Here is a 17,683-nt window from a genome sequence, read left to right on the forward strand (position 1 = left end):
AGACGAGGATGAGGATGAGGCGGATCGGGAAACAGGGTGGTCCTCCGAACGGCTCTGGTGCTGGCGCTGCACTGTGGATGGGCAATCCTATGGGCTCCCGGTGGGGCGGATGGGATCGCGTCTCGACGGTGGTCAGCAGTTGCCGTCGCCGAACATTCCGATGACCTCGTCCACGATCTCGTGGTAGCCGTACCCCTTCTTGGTTATCGCGTCGTGCACTCGCCTGCGCTCCGCCTTCGTGAGTGAACGGCCGATCTGCTGCTCGGCGTCCTTGATCGCGTCATTGAACGCCTTGTTCTGGGCCTGGTTGTTGCGGGGGGTGCGGTATCCGTCGTCGTCGTCGCCGTCGCCGGGGTCCCATTCGGGGAACTCCATTTTCACGGGGCGGCGGTCGGCGTTGTGGACGAGCACGGCCTCGTCGCCGGCCGTGACGAAGTAGGTGTGGGTGTTCGCGACGGTCAGGTTGTACACACGCTGGTCGTTGACCGTCCGCTTGGCGAGCGCGAGGACGTGGGCCGTGCCACCGTCGTCCGTACGCAGCCAGGAGCCGGCCCGGAGGTGTGTCGCGGCGGTCCAGCCACGCAGGTCCTCGGACCAGAAGGGATGGTCGGCGGTGGCGACGATCACAGCGGTGGAGCCGCCGGTCTGGACGGTCACCTCGACCAGGTTCTTGGCGCCGGTGCCGGTGATCACCGCGAGGACGCTGCTCGCGATGGTCGCACCCGACCGCGGGTCTCCGGTGCGTACCCGGTCGCCCACCCGGATCTCTTCGATGGGTTTGCTCGTGCCGTCCGCGAGCACGACTTTCGTGCCGGGCGCGAAGCTGTTCTTGGCGGCGGCGCAGAATATGCGGGTCGCGTTCTCCCGCGCCTTCTCGGCGAGTTTCAGTTTGTCCTTGGCGGCCAGCCAGTTCTTGAACGCGGCGATGGCGTCACCCGCGTGCTTCCAGATGGCCTTGCCGAGCTCGTATGCCTTTTTCCATTTCCAGGGCAGGGCGTATTTCGCGGCGAGCTTGCCGGCGAGTCCACCGGCGAGCGAGCCGAGGATGTTGAGCGCGGTCTCTCCGCAGGCGCCCAGGTCGCCGCTGGTGAAGCACTTGATCCCGGCGGTGATGCCGAGCTCGTCGGCCGCGATCTTGGCGATGGCCAGGACCGCCTTCAAAAGCGCCTGCAGCTGCCGCTCGACCTCGGTCTGTGCGGACCTGGCGTCGGCGTCGGCCTGCTTCTTCCGCTTGAACTTGCAGGCGGTGCTCTTGGGCTTGGCGCACGGATCGGACGGCTTCGCGTCATCGATCACCTTCAGCCCGCTCGGGTCCGAGGCGCCGACGGGATTGTTGCCCGCGTAGGAGTAGGGATTGGCCCATTGGGGCTTGGACAGGTCGAGCAAGGGGTCGGTGGAGATGAACTTGGCGGTGGACGGATCGTAGTAGCGGGCGGACAGGTAGGTCAGGTCGGTGGAGGCGTCCTCGGTCTTGCCGAGGAACCCGCGGTCGGTGAAGGGCAGGTCGTCGCCGCCTCGGCGCTGCCCGAAGGGGAGGTAGCGTTCGCGGGAGGCCTGGCCGGTGGTGTCGTCGATGGCGAGCTGGGTGGAACCGTGCAAGCCGGAGGCCATCCACTTCAGGCTGGTCCCGGTGCGCATGGCGACCACGGCGCCGTCGGGGCCGCTGTAATAGCGGGTGGCCTTCAGCCCGGCCGCGGAGGCGCGGACCTCCATGGAGCCGAGGTACAGCGTGGAGGAGCCGTCCGGGTCGCGGCGGATCAGCCGTTCGCCGTCGGCGCCGTAGATCATGGACGTTTCCTGGCCATCGACGACGGCCTTGTCCACCTGGCCCAGGGCGTTCCAGGTGAAGGTGGCCTGCTTGCCGCCGACGGTGCGCGCGACGAGGCGTCCCGCGTTGTCGTAGCCGTAGGTGTCGGTGCCGGTCGGCCTGGTGATGGCGGTCACCGCGTTGGGGCGGACCGCCGAGGCGCCCGCCGCCGGGTAGCCGTAGGTGGCGGTGGCGCCGCCGCTCGTGACGCTGGTCAGGTTGCCGACGGCGTCGTAGGCGAAGGACTGGTTGTACGGGTCGATGCCCATGGTGTCGGCGCCCGAGGCACACGTGGCGGCCGTGGTGGTGTACGCCGCGCTCAACCGCGACAGGCCGTCATACGCGAAGCACTCCGACTGGCCCGGGCTGGTCGCGGTGGCGGCCGTCGCGTCCAGGATGCGATTGATCTCGCCGTTCGGGTGGTAGGTGAACTGGTCGTCCTGGACCGGCTGGGAGCCGGAGGTGGTGGTCAGCCTGTTGAGCCAGCCGGTTCCTTCGTCCCAGGTGAACGTGCGCCGGACCTGGGCACTGGCGCCGTAGCTGCGTTCGTTCAGCCGGGCGGTGAGCGAGTAGGTGCTCTCCTTGACGTACGTGGTGCCGCCGCCGTAGTCGGAGGCCAGGCTCTTGGGCAGGCCCAGGTCGGTGTAGGCCAGGGTGAGCTTCTCCGCGGCCAGGTCGCCCTTGCCCGGGAGCCCGTGCTCGATGAGGTTGCCCGCGTCGTCGTAGGCGAACGTGAAGGCGTAGTCGCCGGCCAGCGTGCCCTCGGCGGCGGGAATGACCAGTTTGGTGGCGGTCGGCCGGTACGCGGTGTCGTAGGCGGTGATGGCATCGGTGTAGGAGTTCTGGCCGACGTACCGGGTGGCGGAGGTCTGGTAGCCCTTGGCGACGCTGTCGTAGGTCCAGTCGATCAGCTTGACGCCGGTCTGCGGCTCGCCGGACCACTGGCTGGTCTTGCGCCCGAGTTCGTCGTAGACGGTGGACACCTTGGCGCCGTTGCCGTCAATGCTCCACACCTGGCGGCCTGCGGCGTCGTATCCGTAGGTCGAGTTGCCCGCGTCGGGGTCGGTGGCGGCGGTGCGGCGGCCGAGCCAGTCGGAGGTGAAGGTGCGGACGTTGCCGTTCGCGTCGGTCATCCTCGTGAGGGCGCCGGCGGCGTTGTAGGTGTAGGTGGTGTCGTAGTGGGTGGCGGCGTCCTTCCACTCCTCGGTCTTGAGCTTGCGGCCGAAGACGTCGGAGACGGTGACGGTCTTGCCCCCACCTGGCGGACTCACCTCGGCCCGGTCCAGGCCCGGGTACGCGGTGGTGGTGCGGCGGTACTCCGTGGCCTGGCGGTGGTCGATGACCGCGGTCGGGCGTTCCATGCTGTCGTAGACGGTCTTGGTCCATGACGGCAGCGACGTCGGGGCCGGGTTGACCAGGCCGCTGCCCGCCGCGGCGCTGTTGTGCACGGGCTGCGAGGTGATGGCCTGAAGGCCGCGCGCGTCGTAGGCCGTGACCTTGACGATCCGCCCGCCACCGGGCGAGGGCTCCTGCTCCTCCCGGACCCGGCCGAACCCGTCGTCATAGCTGTAGGTCGCGAGGTACGTGGTGCCGCGCAGCAGGCGGCGCATGGTGGTCCTGGCCGGGGCGGTGGGCTGGCCGAGGTTGCCGTCGAAGGGGATGTCGTAGGCGACGGTCGCGGTCGGCGTGCCGTTGGCCTTCGGCTGGTCAGGCTCCCACAGGGCGGCGGCCCGGCCGAGGGCGTCGTAGTCGATCTCGGTGGTCTTGTTGTTGGCGTCCACGACCTTCGTGGGCAGGCCGTTGCGATGCGAGGTGAACGTGGTGACGGCGTGGCCGAGAGGGTTGGTGACCTTGGCGCCCTGGTGGGGCCAGCCGACGGCCGGGGTGTAGGTCGTGGTGGTGACCTTGCCCATCGGGTCGGTGGCGGTCAGCGGGCGGCCGTAGTCGTCGAAGGTGTTCTTGGTGACCGAGATCGACGTGGCGCCGGCGTAGGAGCGCGTCTCGGTGATGTTGCCGTCGGAGGGGGTGTTGGTGGCCGGGTCGGTGCCGCCGTCGTACAAGGTGATGGTCTTGCCGATCAGCGTTCCTGAGGTGCAGCTGTCGCCGGAGCGTTTCTCCACCACCGAGGGCAGGCTGGTGATGCCGTTGGCCGGGTTGCGGGCGTAGGTGGTGCTCGTGCAGGTGTTGTCGGTGCTGACGGCGGTGTCGCCGTAGTCGTTGACCGTGGTGGGCTGGCCGTCGCTGTTGTAGGCGGTGCGCTGGTCGCTCCAGCGCCAGGTGCCGCCGGTGACCAGCTCGCGGGTGCGTTCGCGGGTGCGGTGCACGAAGGCCGGGTCCAGGACGCCGGGGCCGGTGCCGGTGGAGGCGACCTGGTACTCGTACCGGGTGGATTCGGCCTCGGTGTAGGCGCGCGGCTCGGTGGCCGTCAGTTTCCAGGTCTGTTCCTGCAGGAGCTGGCCTTGCAGGGCGCGGGAGTCGGTGGCGGTGGTGCCTTCGAAGGTGGTGATGGTGGCGCCGTCGATGCCGCGGTAGAAGGTGTCGGAGGTGACGGTGTAGCCGTTGGGGTCGCTGCCGGAGCCGCGGGTGGTGCGCACGGTGCTGTAGCCGCGCCAGTCGCTGCCGCCCGGAGCGAGGTCGGGCTGGGCGAAGGCGACCGGGTTGCTCCAGCGCGGGGCGCCGAGGTAGTCGTAGCTGGTGACCATGTCGGGCGAGCCTGCGACCAGGTCGCGTTCGGTCACCTTCATGGCCAGTTGCTTGAAGAAGCGGCCCCAGCTCTCGTAGCCGATCTCCGGGTTGGCGTCGTAGTCGACGCGGTAGCAGTCGCCGGTGGCGTCGGACAGGTAGTTGGTGCCGTCGCGGCCCTTGCCGCCGCCGCACGGGTCGGCCTGGCCGTAGGTGACCTCGATCCGGCCGCCCATGCCGTTGCCGATCCCCGTGACGCGGGGCACCATGCGCCAGGACAGGAAGTCGGTCCAGTCCGACCAGTTGTCGTAGTCCATCCGGCCCGCCACCATCGTCGCGTCGAAGCTGACCGGGGGCAGCTTCTGCGAGCTCGTGCCGGCCAGGCCGGTCTGCTGCACGCTGTCCAGCCACAGCACCGGGTCGTGGGCGGGGCCGAAGTCGGTACGGGTGTAGATCCAGCGGTAGCGGAAGTCGGTGCGGGTGTCCGGCTCCCAGACCCCGGAGGTGGGGTTCTTGGACTCGGTGAGGATCGAGTCGAGCTTGCGGGTGGAGTAGAACGCGACCGCGTCGTTGGTGGCACAGGTCGGGCCGCAGGTCAGGTCGGTCGGCACGTCCAGGCCGCCGCGGTCGGAGGTGGTGAACGTCATCCGCGAGGTCGGCGTGCTGCCGGCGACCTGGGTGTTGTGGCCGTAGCTGATCTGCTTGAGGAACCCGCCCCGGTCGTACGGCAGGACCTTGTAGGTCTCGTAGTCACAGCCGGGCATGCAGAAGTAGTTGGTCTCGCGCTCGTAGGCGTAGTCGATGACGTTCTCGTTGGCGTCGATCGACTGGTCCAGGTTCCACCGCCACACCCCGGTGCAGGTCGGGGGGATCATGTCGTTGAAGTACCGGTCCGCGCAGGGCTCGGCGCGCTGGTTGCCGATGTACTGCAACTGCCACTGGGCGTCCTTGTTGTAGCCGAAGCGGTGCACCTGGCCGTCGCTGGAGGTGACCTTCCAGTACTCCAGGCCGTCGGCGCCGCCGGTCAGCTGCTCGATCTTCCAGCCGAAGTCCGGCACCGTCTTCCACAGGCCGCTGGTGCGGTCCTTGACGATCGAGGCCGAGCGGCCGGCCAGGTTCAGCACCAGCTCCGACTGGGTGTAGTCCTTGGTGACGTCGGTGGCCAGCTCGTCGGGCGACTCCCAGCAGACGGCCGGGCCGTAGGGGCCGTTCTCGTCGGCGTACCAGATCAGGTCGGCGGTGTTGGGGTCGTACTCGTTCCAGGCCGTGCAGCGGCGGTACTTGCGTTCGATGAACCCGGCCGACAGGTTCCAGCCGATGCCGACCACACCGGACTGGTTGTTGGTCCAGTGACCCTCGCCGTCCACCGAGGAGGCGTCGTACTGCAGCGACAGGCTCGGCCCGTTGCCCACCGGCGACGGCGCCTCCGGCAGCGGGTAGTCGTAGGAGAAGCCGCCGCCCGAGGTGCCGGCCTGCCAGGTGCCGGACGGCTTCAGGTCGGTGGCGCCGAAGTTGCCGTCCGGGCCCGTCATGCCGGCCGCCAGCACGTACACCGACCCGGACGTGAACGCCTGCGCCGCGTTGGACGTGGCGTCCTTGCCCGTCTGGCTCTTGGGCAGCGTCAGCGGGGCCGTCCTGCCGGTGGCGGGGTCGACATCGACGTCGGCGGTCAGCGTGCCGGTCTTGACGTCGTTGTGCGCCTTGACCTGCTGCGGGCGGACCACGCAGTCGCGCGGGCGCGGGGTCGTCAGTGCGCACGCCGGCACCCGTAACACCTGCAGACGGGTGGCGAAGTTGCCGCCGTAGGCGTCGCGGAAGCTCGCGTACGAGAACGCCGCCCGCACCTTGCCCGCCTTACCGGCCGTCAGCCGGGCCGCGATCCCCACGCCGCCGAGCCTGCGTACGGCGTCGGCGGGCAGCGTCTCCACCTTCACCGTGCCGGCATCGGCGCCTTTGACCTCGGAGAGCCGGACCGGCAACCCACCCGCAGCGACCGCCTTCTCGCCAGGATCCACCTCGGCGGTTCCCGGGCTCGGCCAGACCGGCTCCTTACGCTCGACCTTCGGCTGGGACTCCTCCGCCCCCTTGGCCACCTTGGCCTTCGTCACCGGCCGGCCGTCCACCGACGTCTCGGGATCCGGCCCGGACACCGACGCCGCCGCCGGAACCACGAGGTTGTCAGGGATTCCCAAGCCGGAGATCACCACGGCCATCGCCATCGCGATGGCCAGCACCATCGTCCGTAACCGCCGCCGGACTCGCATGTCGCCACCTCTTCAGGGCACGCTGACGCAGGCCTCGAGAAGAGGCCGCATTTGCGCCATAAGGAGTTGATAAAGACGAGCAGTCCGGATCCTGATCGACGATCACGGCATGGTCAATGTCCAGATGGCCGCTCGAAACATTACGGAATGCCGCTTTCGCGATTCACAGCGAGTCATGCCGCATGTCAAACGCCCTGCAGAAACCGCCCCTACCAGATCGAGGGGCGCGTGTGACATGAGTCATATTGACACATCGAGTCAGCCATAATAGTCGAGGGACATCCCGCAGTGGAGGGACAGGGCCGCCTGCACCGAAATTGCGCCGTCCGCGACGCGGCATCAAGTCATCCAACCAAGTCACGAGAACCGCACATGAAGAGCGGGAACACCTCTCGGATTCCAACCGCAAGTATCGCTTTGAACAGGCAAAACATCCGTCGAGCGATGGACAGCGAGAGGTCATCGTCGAGGCGCCAATGCGGTCGGACAGCACCCACATAACGCCCATCAGTGGACACGACGGACTCGGAATGGCTCGAGCTCTCCTAAAGCGGGTGCCGCAGGTTCGAATCCTGCCGGGGGCACTCACCCAGATCGCCATTTCAGGCCCCTGACCTGCGGTTTCACAGCCGCAAATCTTTTGCTTTGTAGACCTAGATAGGCAGCCGACGGTGCCCGGATGCGGCCGTACGACCATGATCACGGGACATGTGCGGGATGATCTTGGAGGCATTCCCCCAGGTCAGCCCCTAATTTCGTGTCATCCGCGCAGCCGACAACTACTACGACCGCCTCGACCCGCGGGCAACGCAGCCGCTGATCGTGCCAAATACGTGCGTACAACCCGGAGCGCCACCCGGCCATCGCCGTTGAGGGCGTCGGCATCCTCCTGGACTACGCCTTGGCCACGGACCGTCCCCTCCGGGCGGCCACCGCCCCGACTCCTCCCCCACTGGAGGGCCAGGGCTCAGCCAGCAGGGTGATGCCGCCAGCAGGGCGGCCTGTACACCACTCCCGTGAACGCAACCTGGCATCCACCCCGAGTCGGACGATTCGAGCTTGAAGGACACCTTCTTCCCCGGCCACCGCCATTGATGAGGAATGCGCCCAGGACGCGGTATGAGTACAAGGCAAAGTCGGTGCCCACTGCCGTTTCCGCTGCTCAACCCAGTCGGGTGCGATACGTTCGACGTCGATCGCTTCCTGCAGGGTGACGTGGCGCACATCCCAGTCCTAGGCGCCCGAGGTAGCGAAATAGCCGTTCGCACCGGCGCCACCGCAATACTGCCCAAGCAGGCGGCGCACCGTCTCACATCGATGCGTGACGGGGCCTGGCGCGCGGCTGACCACGTGGAATGCGGCTTTCCCCAGGCTGACCAGTTGATGATCGTGGCGATCAACAAGCGCTGCCCACAACTCGATCATGGAATCGTGCGTCTTATCTCTTGTCACGTTCCACATCACCGCCGGGAGACCGCATGCTGGGACGCTTTCACCTGGCGGTCGAGTACTTCGCCAAGCCGCTCCTCGAGGCCCGTAAGGAAGACACTCGACGCCACCGCTCACGCCGGGGGCTCATCGCCGCCACCATCCGCACCTCCGCGCCAACGGCCGTCGTCACGGAGGTGCCGGGGGCCCGCGGTACGCGACAACGTGCACGAACGCCGGGCCGGTACACAAGCCACGTGGGCCGACTTGATGAGCGCGACCGCCCACACTTCTCTTCAAACCGTATGGATCGGCATCGCGGTTCCGCCAATGGAGACGATGGACAGGACCTCGCTAATCAACCGGAAGACCCGAGGCTTTTAGTACCTTCTATCCCCTAAGTCCTTTTTGATCCGATGGTACTGGTCATGCTAGTGCATCGACGGATTGCATCGAAATGACCGATAACGCCAGACTGCCGACGAGGGCCGGCCCAGCATGCGAAGGAGAGTTCTAACTGATTCGAAGTGTGGCGCTCCACCCTCACGAAGCGTAATGTGCAACCTTATGTCACCAGCTGTGCCGGAAGCCCTTCATATGCCGTACCCTCGCTGCCACCGGCCTCGGCACAGCTATGACGGACCCGACCATCGTGTTTCCAGGTTTTCGGCTCGCCGGTCGTTCCATACCCCCTTGACCAGCGTGACGTCCTGGGATGCGCAGCCAAGGTAGCCACGAGCTGCAAACGTCGAACTTGTCATAAGTGCGAAATATGAATGGGAAGGGCAACACGGGTGGCGGAAGCGAGCGAAAAAGCAGATAAGGCGCTCCCCGAGGCAGCACGTCGACTCGTCGACCTTGTCGCCGAGCATCCAAACGGCGTGACGCTAGCTGAGCTGACAATGGTTGCTCAGGGGCGGTTTACTGGGCTGCATCCGCGACGCGTTGCCAACCTGGTCGCGCGTGCTATCGCGGCCGGAGCTTTGTTCGAGTCCGCCGGTCGGCTGACGGTACCCGGTAGCGGAGAGGACGAGCCCGATGCGACGCGGGAGGCCGGGCAGGCGTCCCGCCGACCTCTGCGGGCAATCGCCCTCGACCTGGAGACCGTCGTCCGGACGACGGCCAGCGAGCCGTTCATTGACAGGCGAATCTTCCAAATTGGAGCGGTACGGTTGGGTGCCGACGCCGCCTGGATCGCTGCTGAACCGCGACGCGACTGGTTCGTGGAGCTACCCGACGAGACGTGGGAGATCCGTTCGACGTCGCTGCGTGAACGTCACGCAACCGCGGCCGTCACACAGGCGAAAGCGCTCTTGGAGTTGCACGCGTTCACCGAAGACGCCGACATGGTCGTCACCTATAACGGCACTGAGGCCGACTTCCCGCTACTGGCGACGGCTTACGAGCGCGAGGGCCTGCCTATGCTGGCGCCGACTTCGGTTGACGCGTACTACCTGACGCTCGCCATATGGCCGATGGCTACTAGCCACCGCCTCGGCGAGCTCGCCGACGCCCTCGGCGTGGACCGTTCCGAACTGGACTGGCACGACGCTGGAGACGACGCCGAACTGCTGGTGCGATTGCTGACGCGGGCCGGCGAACAGGTCGCTGCGTGGCCCGCCGGCCTCGCCGACGTGATCGCGTCGGTGTGCGCCGACTCGGCGGCGTGGACGCTGGTGCGACACCTCGCCGCAGCGACGTGTGGCGGCGTATCCGGGCAACTACTCGGCAAGGCCCGCGCGCACAGTGTCGCCGATGTGGCCGCAGTTCTCGGCGCACATTTGGACGCACACCGGCCGCGTCGGGCACCAGCGGGCACACCACCGACCGCCGCGGCTGGTCGTAGCCCGATCACGGTCGACGTGTCTCTGCGCGGTGCGGACGGACGAGTTGACCCAGTACTGCTGGCGTCGGTCTCACATGGTGCGGCCGCCAAACGCCGGCCTGCGCAGGAACGGATGACGACGGCACTGCACGGCTGGGCGGACGCGGGGGTCCCTGCGCTAGTGGAGGCGCCCACCGGTACGGGCAAGAGCTTCGCCATCCTGGCCGCGGCGCTGGACTGGCTGGCCGGCGGGCCGCAGAGGACGGCAATTGTCACGACTTTCACAAAGCAGCTCCAGGCCCAGCTGGCTGCGGACGTGGCAAGACTCGACAGGGTCATGCCTGGTTTGATCGAAGTCAGTGACGTGGTCAAAGGTCAGAGCAATCGACTGTCGCTGCGCGCGCTCAATGTGGTGCTGTCGGACGCGACGACGCTCGACACCTCCCGCGCGGCGCGGCCCGGAGCACGCAACCGATTCCTGACGCGACCGGCGTTCCGGGAGCTCGTCGTCTACTTGACCTTGCGGTTGCTGGCGTCCACGGACGTGCTCAGTTCGTGGACGGCGCACTCGGTCGACTCGGTCGACGTGCCGGCATTCTTCGCCCGGTACGCTGGTCCGGCGCTGCCGGTGTGGCTAGAGTCGCTGAGCCAGGCCAGTAACGGGGAGTATCCGGCTGGGGCGGGCACGCCTATGGCCGCGCACACCGACGTTGTCCGGGAAGCGCTCGCGGCACACCGTCTCTTGCTAGCCAACCACGCGCTTCTACTCGCCCACCTCGACGATCTCAGCACTCTCGGACCCGAAACACTGCTCATCGTCGATGAGGCGCACCAGCTAGAAGACGCGGCGACCTCGGCGCTGACGACGACGGTGGACTACCGCACGGTCGAGGACCTGTTCAGCGAGCTGGCCGCCTGGACCGACACCGCCCGCCGAAGCGCCGCACGTGACGCGGTGCGGGAAGCCGTCAGTAACCTCGGCCTGCTGCTCGATCATGAGCAGCTGCCGCGCGTGGCCGGGCAGGTGTTCGACGCTCGCGGCACCGGGGCTGGCGTCGCAGTCGGATCGCGTACCGTCACGTTGGCCAGCACGTACGCCGGCAGCGCAGGCGTGGGGCAGGTCCGCACGCTGACCGCACTGCTGCTGCGCTTGGCTGGGCAGTGCGAGGCTCTGACCGGGGCCCTGGCGGCGTACTTGGACGCGCATGCAGCAAGCATGGACTTCTTCGAGACGGAGCGCATTCGGGGCCTGCTGACTAGATGTGCGCAGGTCAAGGAGGCCAGCCGGACGATCGTCGCCGATGCCGACGGCATTCTCGGCCAGCCTCCAGCGGCCAGCGCGACGGCGGGGAGCAACGAGGAGACTGAGGACGACGCAGCCGAGGACGAGGCCAGCGAGGACTCGGACGGTGAGGACGAGCTCGACAATCTGGCTGCCACCGACGCTACGGGTGACGAGACGGACGACGGCGCGGGCATTGCGGAGGTGCGGCTCGGGCCGCTGCCGCCGGGCACGTCGAACCGGGTTGTGTATGCCGAGGAGCTCGAGGCGCTACGCGCTGGCCTGCGCTCCTATCGGTTCCGCGTGGTGACCAGCCCGATCGAGCTGGCCGCCGATGGCGTCTGGCGGCAATTCCTCGCGACGTTCCCGCGCACCTACTACGTGTCCGCGACGCTGCGGGTGTCAGGACGGTGGCAGTTCATCCGCGATCGCCTCGGCCTGCCGACCAGCATTGCGACGCTCCATCTGCCGACACCGTTCGACTACGAGCGGCAGACCGAACTCGTATGCTTCTCTGACTTCCCGTCCTGGGCTGAGCAGGCCGAAGGCGCAATGCGGACCGTCGCGCACCAGCTCACCGGCTACACCCGGGAGATCGTCACGCCGGTCGATGTGCCCGACGACGCGTTGCCCGGCACTCGCGGCGGGCATGATGGGGGCGCACTGGTACTCACCACCGCCCGCTCGACCGCCGGTGGCATCGCGGACTACCTGGCCACCTTGTTGCGAGCCAGCAGCGACGAGACCCCTGTGCTGTCCGCTCTCGTGCTTGGAAATCCTCGTGGCGTACGGCAGTTCACCGACGCCGAGCACGGCGGCGGGATCCTCGTAGGAACTAAGGGCCTGTGGCAGGGCGTCGACGTCTCCGACGAGCAACGACTCCGGCTGGTATGGATCAACAAGTTGCCGTTTGCGCCGTTCGCTGCGCCGGTCGTTGAAGCCCGCCGCGCCGCGATCACGATGCGGGCCGAGGCCGCGCACGCCGACGACCCGGAGGCGGTCGCCACCGAGCACTACTACCTGCCGCTGGCGGCGCTGCAGCTGAAACAGGCCGTCGGACGGCTCATCCGGTCTGAGCGGCATCACGGGGTCGTCATCATCAGCGACCGCAAACTCGCCGGGCACACCGCGCTGCGGCGCGCGTACCGAAAGGCGTTCCTCGGCTCCCTCGAGGAGGGGCTGCTGCGTGACGACCCAGTCACCGGCGAGCGCGGCGGCGGCAACGTAGTGCCGATGACTGAAGGGTGGGCGCGCATCTGGAAGTTCTTCGTCGAGCACGGTCTGCTCAGCGCCGAACGCGCCGCACAGCTGTCGACGCCAGAAGCGCTTGAGGAGCACACGCTGCTGCCACAGACCAGGCGCATCCGGGAGCTGGCGCTCACCGCCGCCCAGGTCGCGCGGTATCGCGCTAAGGGTACCCTCGGCGACGAGGTGCTCGCCCGGGCCGCCGTCGTCGGCGGGCTGTTGCGCCTGTCCGACGAGCCGGCCGTGCTCAAGCCGTCGCAGGAGGCGGTCATCCGCGCGGTCGCTGGCGGGGCGAATGTCCTTGGGCTGCTCCCGACCGGTTTCGGCAAGAGCTTCTGTTTCCAGTTGCCGGCGCTGGTGCTGCCCGGCGTGACGCTCGTAGTCTCTCCACTGGTCGCGCTCATGCATGATCAGGCGCTCGAGCTCAATCGGAGCATCGGCGGCGCGGTCCGCGCGCTTATCGCGCCACTGCGGGAATCAAGCAGCCGGGCAGGCAAGACCGAGGTTGCAGATCAGCTCCTTGGCCGCGCCGACCACGGTATTCGCATCGTGTACATCTCGCCTGAACGACTGTGTCAACGCAGGTTCCGGGAGATTGTTCGCACCGCAGTTGAAACCGGCACCGTTACCCGCATTGCGCTCGACGAGGCACATACGTTCGTGCAGTGGGACGACTTCCGGCCGTCCATGAGCCGGGTGGAGCACTTCCTCGCCGAGCTCCGGCGCGACCACGGCTTGCCTGTGACCGCGCTGACTGCGACGGCGAACCGCACCGTGTACGCCGGGCTACGCGAAGGTGTCTTCGGTCTGCCCGCCGAAGCATCAGGAGGGCCAGCTGGCGAAGCCGCCGAGGCCGCCACAGGGACGTTGCTGACCGTGCGGGAGAACCCGATCCGGCCCGAACTGGCGATCTTCCGGCGCACGATTAAAGCGGCCGGCCCCTCCATCAGCGCTGGCCTGGCGGAGGAGATCCTCGACGCCATCACCGACCACGCCATCTTCTACTGCCTCACGGTAAAGGAGGTCGTCGCGCTCCACGCGCATCTCCGCGACTACCTCGGCGAAGGTGGCGTGCGAGTACGGAGGTTCCACGGCCGACTCACCGAGGCGGAGAAGTCGGCGGTCATGACGGAGTTCCGGGAAGCGCCACGCAAGGGCGAGGAGGGGTTCGCTCCGCTGGTCATCGTCGCCACGTCGGCGTTCGGGCTGGGTGTCAACCGTCCCGATGTGCGGACGGTCTTCTGCGTCAGCGCGCCGACGGACCTTGCCGCGCTGTACCAGCAAATCGGCCGAACAGGTCGTGACGCAGCAGGGAAGGCCGCCATTGGGGCTGATATGCCCGACACAGCCGCAAGCGCGACTCTCTCTTTCAACGTAGCTGCCGCCACCGGCAGCGAGCTAAGCGGTGGTGCGCAAGACAGTAGACCCGCCTCCAGCGGACCAGGCGGCGATGCCGGGCGGCCGGCGAACGTCGGGCTGACCCTGCTGACCGGCCGCGGCTTGCATACCATCGCGTTCATGACGGGCAGCGACCTGCCCTCAGCGCTCCTGGAGCGGATGGGACGGTCCGTGCTGGAGTGCCGAAGGGTCCTGGACCCGGCTGGCATCGCCGACGCACTCATCGGTGAGGACCTCGCCGCCGGGCGGCTCACCGAGGACGAAGTGCGCAAGCCCCGCACGACTGACAGCTACACGGCAGGAGTAGTGCGCGCCTTCACCGCGCTCGCCAGTCTCGGGGCGGTCACCGATCTCGGCGACTTCCCGCCGTACAGCGCGGTCAAGCCCGGCGAGCTCCTCGTCACTGGTACCGACCGCGACGTGGAAGACCGTGTTGTTACGGCGGTGCTCGCCCTGCCAGTCCGCTCCGGCACGGCGGGGGCGCTGCGCCGGAACCGCCTCGACGTCGCGCAGTTGGATCAGTACCTGGCCGCGACAGTGCCGCAGTATCGCACCGTCGCGGACGACGCGGCCGGCACCTGGCAGTTGCTGGCCGACCTGCACGACCGGGGACTGCTCGATGTGTCGGCTGCGCCTAGCCGAAGGCTGGTCACCGGTATCGCCGTGCACACGAGTACGCTGCCGCGGCGGTTCTTGTCGACCATAACTGGCAAGGTTGCCCGGGCCGCTGAGGAGATCCGGCTCCTGCGTGACTTCTTCGCTGACTCGACCACCTGCGCCAACCGCAAGCTCGCCGACTACTTCGGTGTCGCCGATCTGCCCACCGGTTGCTGTTCCACGGCGGCGAACCGGTGCTCGGCATGCTGGAACACGCCAATGTGGCCCGTAGGTGAGAGCAAGCCAGCCGTCGCGGTCGCGCTCGAGACGCCTCGGCCACGGCCTGCCGGCGCACGCGTTGACGCCACGCATCGACGGCTGCGGCTCGATGAACAGGTCTTTCGCCTGGTATGGGAAGTGTTCCACGGCGTCCACGCCCGCGACGTGCTGCGCGCGCTACGCGGGGAGGACACGTACTTCTCGCCGCGCACCCGGCGCCGTATGCGGTTGCGGGCCGGGCTGGTCAACAGCCGGTACTTCGGCGTGAACCCGGCCGTGCGACTGGCCGATGTAGAGGACTCGCTGGCCCGGTTACAAGCCGCGGGACGGGTCGTGCCCGCTGGCTCACGGTGGCGCGAGACCGGCCACGTACGCCGTGAGGCCCGGCAGCGTACCCCCGCTGCTGCCGCCGCGGCAGCGAAGGACCCTGTGACTGCGAGAACAGGAGACGTGCCATGACCGACCTGGGCGACCGTCGCGTCCAGCCCTCAGCGACTCCCCCTCGAACGGCCGTGGCCGGGACGCTGTGGCGCCCGTTCGAGGAGGAGCCGCTCCTGACGCCGATGATGGCGCTGGGCTGGGACGCCACGGCGCCGCGAGACCGTGCACGGTTGGTTCAATACCTGTCCGCGCTCGTTGCCGCCCGCCGCGCGCCGGTCCACGTCAACGTGGCGTTCAACGCGGTGTACTTCGGCTATGACGTGATCACCGGTGGCTATGTCGGTGGCCCGTTGGATCTGTTCGCGTTTCCACAGGTGCGGTTTGGGGAGACGACCGAGGCGCTGCCGGTCGGCGCTATGGTCAATATCGCTACCGGAAGCCAGCCGCTGTTCGCAGAGGTCGTCTACAAAGAGGGCGCGCATCCGGCGTTAGAAACTGACGACGCGTTGCCAGGATGGCTCAGTGGCGCGCCTGCTGGCGCAACCGAGGGTGGCATCGCCGACGAGCTGCCGGACGAGCCGGTGCTACGTGAACGTCTCGTCATCGATGCCGATGCATTCGGACAGGGGTTCTCCGCGACGCTGGCTCACCTCGATAGGTTGCGCCAACGTGGCCGGTGGTTGGATGCGTCTGGACACGTGCTACTTGATGCGCGGTACGCGACCCGACGCGACGCCAACCTAGACGATACGGCCTTCTACGCGCAGTACCTGCTCACACGAGGACGCGACCAGCTGCGCAGTGCTGCCGCACCACTGCCGCTGACGACCGTGCTGGCCGACGACGCCAGTGAGGACCAGCTCGCCGCCGCACTGGCCGGAATGCTCGCCACCGTTGCCAACGCGCTTGCGAGCCTTCCGGATCTGCGGATGTGGCGCGGGTACGCGTTCACACGGGAGTCGTTGAAGACTCGGCTCGGCGACCCCGGACCACTTGGTGGGGGCGACCTCGGCAGTCTCGCTGTGCAGCTGGCGCGAAGCGCTGTGCCATCGCGCCGAAGCAGGTGGGCTCCGAACCGGAAGGTTACGTACACTGCAGTCGGGCCTCGGCTGCGGAGCGTGCGCGATGGCACCACACACCTGATTGGCGTCGACTATGCGCTCGCGGTATGCCATGCCAACGCTGTCATAGGTGACTACGCTCGTCGTGAGACGGATGAGTCGACGGGATTGCTGCCCGGAAAGGTGCATCTGCGCCTCGACGACCCTTGGCAGGGCGGTGGCGTGTGGCGTGCCGAGTACCCCGACAGCACATACGTCCATATCGACGCAACTGAGCCCTTGGGCCTTGGGTGGTTGTCGAGTCTGCCGCACGAGCTGCGCAGTGATGTGGCCAACGGCGCAGCTGACATCGCTCCCCGCTCCGACTCCGAACCAGTTCTCTCGCCGAGTACCCCGCAGCCGGAGACTGCCTCGGAGCCGGTACTGATGTCACAGCCTGAACCGGAGGATGCTGGCGGTCTCGGCGAGCTCACGGTCGCCGACAGCCAAGTGTCGTGGACGCAGGCGCTGCGGCTGACCCATCTGCTCGAAGGCCGCATGCCGCTGCCGGACGTCATATGCACCCAGATGCGCGACGCCGGGTTAAGCGGCGTGCGGCTGCGGCTGATGCTCACCCACGACGGATACGACCTCGACCCGGACGAAGCCACCCAAACCGCCGAAGCGGATCTCTTTGCGAATACGCAGATCACGGGCATTGAATGGCCGCTGCAGTTCTTTGCCGGCATCGCGCTCACCTGTACTTGGGCGCGTGGAGCCAGCGTGGTCCGCGCGACGACCACGCTGCTCGACTGCCCTGTCACTGTCGACGGGATAGACATCGAGCACCGCTATGACCCACGAATCCTTACCCGCGACGCCGCCCCCGGGCAGCCGCGCCGCGTCAGGAAGAGCGAGTGCCGGCCTGCCACCCGACCGTTGCCGCTGCCGCAGCGCGTGCTGCGCGCGGTGCGACGTCTCGGTCTGCTCGATCCAAGCGGAGTCGCAGTGCTCGCGCGCGCCCACCTGTCAGCGGCTGTGTACGGCATCGCCGAGGGCAACGAGGCTGCCGAACTTGACGCTGCTGTCGAGGAACTGATCTCAACCGGCGAGTTGCGCAGCGATATCGGTAGCGTCGACACGAACGGGCGGTTGTGCTTTCCTCCCGTACCTTGCGCACCGACCGTGCCGCTCATTGTCTATGAGCCCCGTCCGGTCGAAGGCGCTCCACACCCCATAGCACCGCGTCGATCCGGCACACTCGAAGCACGATTCGTGCGGACTCATGCGGTCGCCGGGCATCTGCGTCGGATAGGAAACATTGGCTGGACGGCTAGCGAGGAGGCCCGGCAGGCGTATCGCGAGGATCGCGCCCGGTTTCGTCTCTTCGGCCCCGCCGAACTTCCCGAAGGCTACACGTACATCCGGCCGCACTCCCGCGGCACTTCATGATCA

Annotated in this window: 4 protein-coding genes; 2 read left to right on the forward strand and 2 right to left on the reverse strand. The window is 67.6% G+C overall.

Going from position 1 to position 17,683, the window contains the following annotated elements:
• Window positions 1-132: 132 nt before the first annotated feature.
• A complete protein-coding gene (locus ABD292_RS24895) occupies window positions 133-6,753 on the reverse strand; it encodes an RHS repeat-associated core domain-containing protein (protein ID WP_344211178.1) in 6,621 nt (2,206 codons plus the stop codon).
• 1,233 nt (window positions 6,754-7,986) lie between these two features.
• On the reverse strand, window positions 7,987-8,178 hold the full coding sequence (locus ABD292_RS24900) for a hypothetical protein (RefSeq protein WP_344211180.1): 192 nt from the start codon (window positions 8,176-8,178) through the stop codon (window positions 7,987-7,989).
• A 797-nt stretch (window positions 8,179-8,975) separates the two neighbouring features.
• Between ABD292_RS24900 and ABD292_RS24905 the strand changes: the two genes are divergently transcribed.
• Window positions 8,976-15,266 (forward strand): DEAD/DEAH box helicase, encoded by a 6,291-nt coding sequence (locus ABD292_RS24905; RefSeq protein WP_344211182.1) that lies wholly within the window; start codon window positions 8,976-8,978, stop codon window positions 15,264-15,266.
• The gene (locus ABD292_RS24910) at window positions 15,263-17,680 is read left to right on the forward strand and encodes a hypothetical protein (RefSeq protein ID WP_344211184.1); all 2,418 of its coding nucleotides are present in this window, start codon (window positions 15,263-15,265) and stop codon (window positions 17,678-17,680) included. Before ABD292_RS24905 ends, ABD292_RS24910 begins: the two co-directional genes overlap by 4 nt.
• Window positions 17,681-17,683 lie beyond the last annotated feature (3 nt).

The organism is Nonomuraea bangladeshensis (assembly GCF_039529455.1).
Lineage (GTDB): Bacteria > Actinomycetota > Actinomycetes > Streptosporangiales > Streptosporangiaceae > Nonomuraea > Nonomuraea bangladeshensis.